4 protein-coding genes are annotated in these 3,193 nt (G+C 71.1%); 2 read left to right on the top strand and 2 right to left on the bottom strand.

Annotated features, from left to right (window positions below; all coding sequences use genetic code 11):
• Together GSF22_RS32285 and GSF22_RS32280 are read left to right on the top strand one after the other, a co-directional pair.
• A partial coding sequence (locus GSF22_RS32285) for a phytoene desaturase family protein (protein WP_368856932.1) occupies positions 1 to 721 on the top strand: 721 nt, incomplete at its 5' end.
• A 115-nt stretch (positions 722 to 836) separates the two neighbouring features.
• Positions 837 to 1,340, top strand: a complete 504-nt coding sequence (locus tag GSF22_RS32280; RefSeq protein ID WP_208817697.1) for a hypothetical protein — start codon at positions 837 to 839, stop codon at positions 1,338 to 1,340.
• Positions 1,341 to 1,391: 51 nt separating this feature from the next.
• Here GSF22_RS32280 and GSF22_RS32275 read toward each other — a convergent pair whose 3' ends face one another.
• On the bottom strand, positions 1,392 to 2,162 hold the full coding sequence (locus tag GSF22_RS32275; RefSeq protein WP_208817696.1) for a polyprenol monophosphomannose synthase: 771 nt from the start codon (positions 2,160 to 2,162) through the stop codon (positions 1,392 to 1,394).
• Positions 2,163 to 2,289: 127 nt separating this feature from the next.
• Positions 2,290 to 3,193: SDR family oxidoreductase (locus GSF22_RS32270; RefSeq protein ID WP_208817695.1), on the bottom strand; the 904-nt coding region annotated here is incomplete at its 5' end.

Raw genomic sequence — 3,193 nt, 5'->3', positions numbered from 1 at the left:
GTTCCTGGACCTGGTCGGCGCGGCGGTGCTGCCGCCCCGGCTGGTGGAGGATCTGGCGCACTTCCGGTGGGACGGTTCCACGTTGAAGGTCGACTGGGCGTTGTCCGGGCCGGTGCCCTGGGCGAATCCGGCGGTGGCCGGCGCCGGCACCGTCCACCTCGGCGCGGACGTCGACGGGCTGACCCGGTACGCCGCTGCGCTGGCCTGCGGTGAGCTGCCGGCCGACCCGTTCCTGCTGGTGGGGCAGATGACCACGGCGGACCCGACCCGGTCACCGGCGGGTACGGAGTCGCTGTGGTCGTACACCCACCTGCCGTTCCGGCGGGACTGGCGCGCGGCCGACCTCGCCGGGCACGTCGAGCGGATGGAGGAGGTGTTGGAGGGGTACGCCCCGGGTTTCCGGTCCCGGATCGTCGGCCGGTACGTGGCCGGTCCGGCGGAACTGGAGGAGCGCAACCCGAGCCTGGTGGGTGGCGCCCTCGGCGGCGGTACGGCCGCGGCCTACCAGCAGTTGTTCCTGCGGCCGGTGCCGGGGCTGGGGCGGCCGGACACCCCGGTGGACCGGCTCTTCCTGGCCAGCGCCTCGGCGCACCCGGGCGGTGGGGTGCACGGCGGGCCGGGGGCGAACGCGGCCCGGGCCGCGCTGGCCCGGGACCGGGCGTTGACCGGCGGCCTCTACCGGCAGGTCGTCGAGGCCGGCAACCGGCTCGTCTACCCGTAATAAATCGATCGACATCGAAGTCTATCTAGCCATGCCTGTCGATGTCTGGTAGAAATTCTTCAAGGCCGGCCCCTGCTTCGCAAAAATTCACCCCCTGCTGCGAATCGGGAGAGCCATGTCATCCACCCGTACCACCGTGCGCCGCCGCGTACTCACCATGGTCGTCGCCGGGCTCGCCGCGATCGGCGCGGTGCTCGGCTTCGCCAGCCCGGCGTTCGCCATCACCCACTCCAGCGCCGCCTCGCAGTTGTCCGCCGCCGGCATCACCTGGTCCTCCAGCGGCAACTGCAGCGACCGCTACAACTCCAGCTGCACGTCCTTCGACGGCATCCGGCAGTCCACCATCGACGGCATCATCACCTTCAAGCGGGCCACTGGCTGTGCCGTCAACATCACCGCCGGTACCGAGGTCGGACACTCGTCCGGCACGTACAGCCACTGGAACGGCTACAAGGTGGACATCTCACTGAGCACCTGCATCCAGAACTACATCTCGACGTACTACACCTACGTCGGCTACATCTCCGGCTTCGGGTACCAGTACCGGGCACCCTCCGGGAACCTCTACACCAAGGAAGGCAGCCACTGGGACATCCTCTACTACACCTGCGGCTGCTGAGGCCGTACCGGGTCGCCGCCGGCACCACCCGGCGGCGACCCGGTACCCCGGCTACCGCTGGTCCAGGTTGCGGTGCCGGGACCGCAGCTTGAACGGCATCAGGGCGCTCTCCACCTTGGTGGCGGTGGTCATCTTCGACGCCCCGTCCCGCCGCTCCTCGAACCGGATCGGCACCTCCAGGATGGTGTGCCCCAGCTTGGTCGCCAGGTAGTGCATCTCCACCTGGAAGCTGTACCCGTTGGACTGCACCCGCTCCAGCCCGATGTCCCGCAGCGCGTCCGCGTGCCAGATCTTGAAACCGGCGGTCAGGTCCCGGATCCGGACCCGCAGCAGGGTGTGCACGTAGAGGTTGGCCCAGCCACTGAGCGCCCGCCGGTACAGCGGCCACGCCTCGTCGAGCTGCCCGCCCGGCACGTACCGCGAACCGATCACCACGCCGGAACGGGTGGAGAGCAGCGCCCCGAGCATCCCCGGCAGCGCCTCCGGCGGGTGGGACAGGTCGGCGTCCATCTGGGCGACGTACTCCGCGCCGCCGTCCAGTGCCCGGCTGATCCCGTCCACGTACGCCCGGCCGAGGCCCTCCTTGCCGGGCCGATGCACGACCTGGACCCGGCCCGGGTGCTCGATGGCGAGCTTGTCGGCGACGTCACCCGTGCCGTCCGGGGAGTTGTCGTCCGCGACCAGCACGGTGAGGTTCGGCAACGGCAGCGCGAGGAGCCGCTCGACCAGCACAGGCAGGTTGCCCGCCTCGTTGTAGGTGGGCACCACGACGGTCAGGCGTGCGTCCCGCCATGGAGAGGGCAACTGTACGGGTTCGATCATCGCGGGCATCCTCGGTTGGCGACTGCGTTCTGTGGAGAGGGTAGTCACATCGCCGGTGATGCCCGGAACCTCCCCCGTAGCGACACGGTGTGTTCACGCTCGGTGACGGCTCTCCGCCGGGTTTCCGCTACCGGTGACCCCGGGGTGCCCCGTGCCACGCCGACCAGCCGAGCACCGCCCCGACCAGCAGGACAGCGGCGGAGACCGCCGGTTTGTGGGTGGCCAGCCAGAGCGCCGGGGAGCGGTCGCGGGACGTGTCGCCGAACACCCCGAGGGCGCCGTGGTCCCGTTCGGCGTCCACCGGTACGTCCAGGTTGTCCCGCCAGGTGGACCGGTCGATCGGGGTGTCGGTCTGCTGCGCGGCGAAACCCACGTCCGTCCGGGCGAGGTACCGGTCGAGCAGCCCGGGAACGAGCTTGTCGGCGAGCCGGGTCTTCAGCGTCGGACCGCCCACGTTCAGCTCCCGGGGCCCCCGGTCGGCGGCCCACAGCACGGCCCGCGCCGCCACCTCCGGCGCGTAGATCGGCGGCACCGGCTGCGGATGGCGGGGCAGCCGGGTACGCACCCAGGAGAACTGCGGCGTGTTGATCGCCGGTAACTGCACCATGGACAGTCGTACCCCGGGGCAGTCGTGCAGCAGTTCGGCCCGCAGCGAGTCGTGGAAACCCTGGATGGCGTGCTTCGACGCGCAGTACGCCGACTGCAACGGGATGCCCCGGTAGGCGAGGGCGGACCCGACCTGCACGATCGCGCCCCGGCCCCGGGCCCGCATGTGCCGCAGCGCGGCCAGCGTGCCGTGCACCGTACCGAGGTAGTTGACCTCGGTGACCCGGCGGAACTCGTCGGCGGTGATCTCCCAGGCCGGCGCGAACACGGAGACCATCGCGTTGTTGATCCAGACGTCCAGGCCGCCGAACCGGTGCACGGTCTCGTCGGCGACCCGCTGCACCGCCCCCGCGTCGGCGACGTCCACCTGGTGGGTCAGCACCTCGGCGGCCCCCAGGTCCCGGGCCTCGCGCGCGGCCCCGGCC

It is taken from the genome of Micromonospora echinofusca (assembly GCF_017614955.1).
GTDB lineage: Bacteria > Actinomycetota > Actinomycetes > Mycobacteriales > Micromonosporaceae > Micromonospora > Micromonospora echinofusca_A.
Note: the sequence above shows the minus strand (reverse complement) of the source record. Positions and strands in the feature narration are given on the sequence as shown.

Excerpts from the sequence above, each read along its gene's own strand:
- GSF22_RS32280 (WP_208817697.1), top strand. The coding sequence starts at position 837 with ATGTCATCCACCCGTACCACCGTGCGCCGCCGCGTACTCACCATGGTC.
- GSF22_RS32275 (WP_208817696.1), bottom strand. The coding sequence starts at position 2,162 with ATGATCGAACCCGTACAGTTGCCCTCTCCATGGCGGGACGCACGCCTG.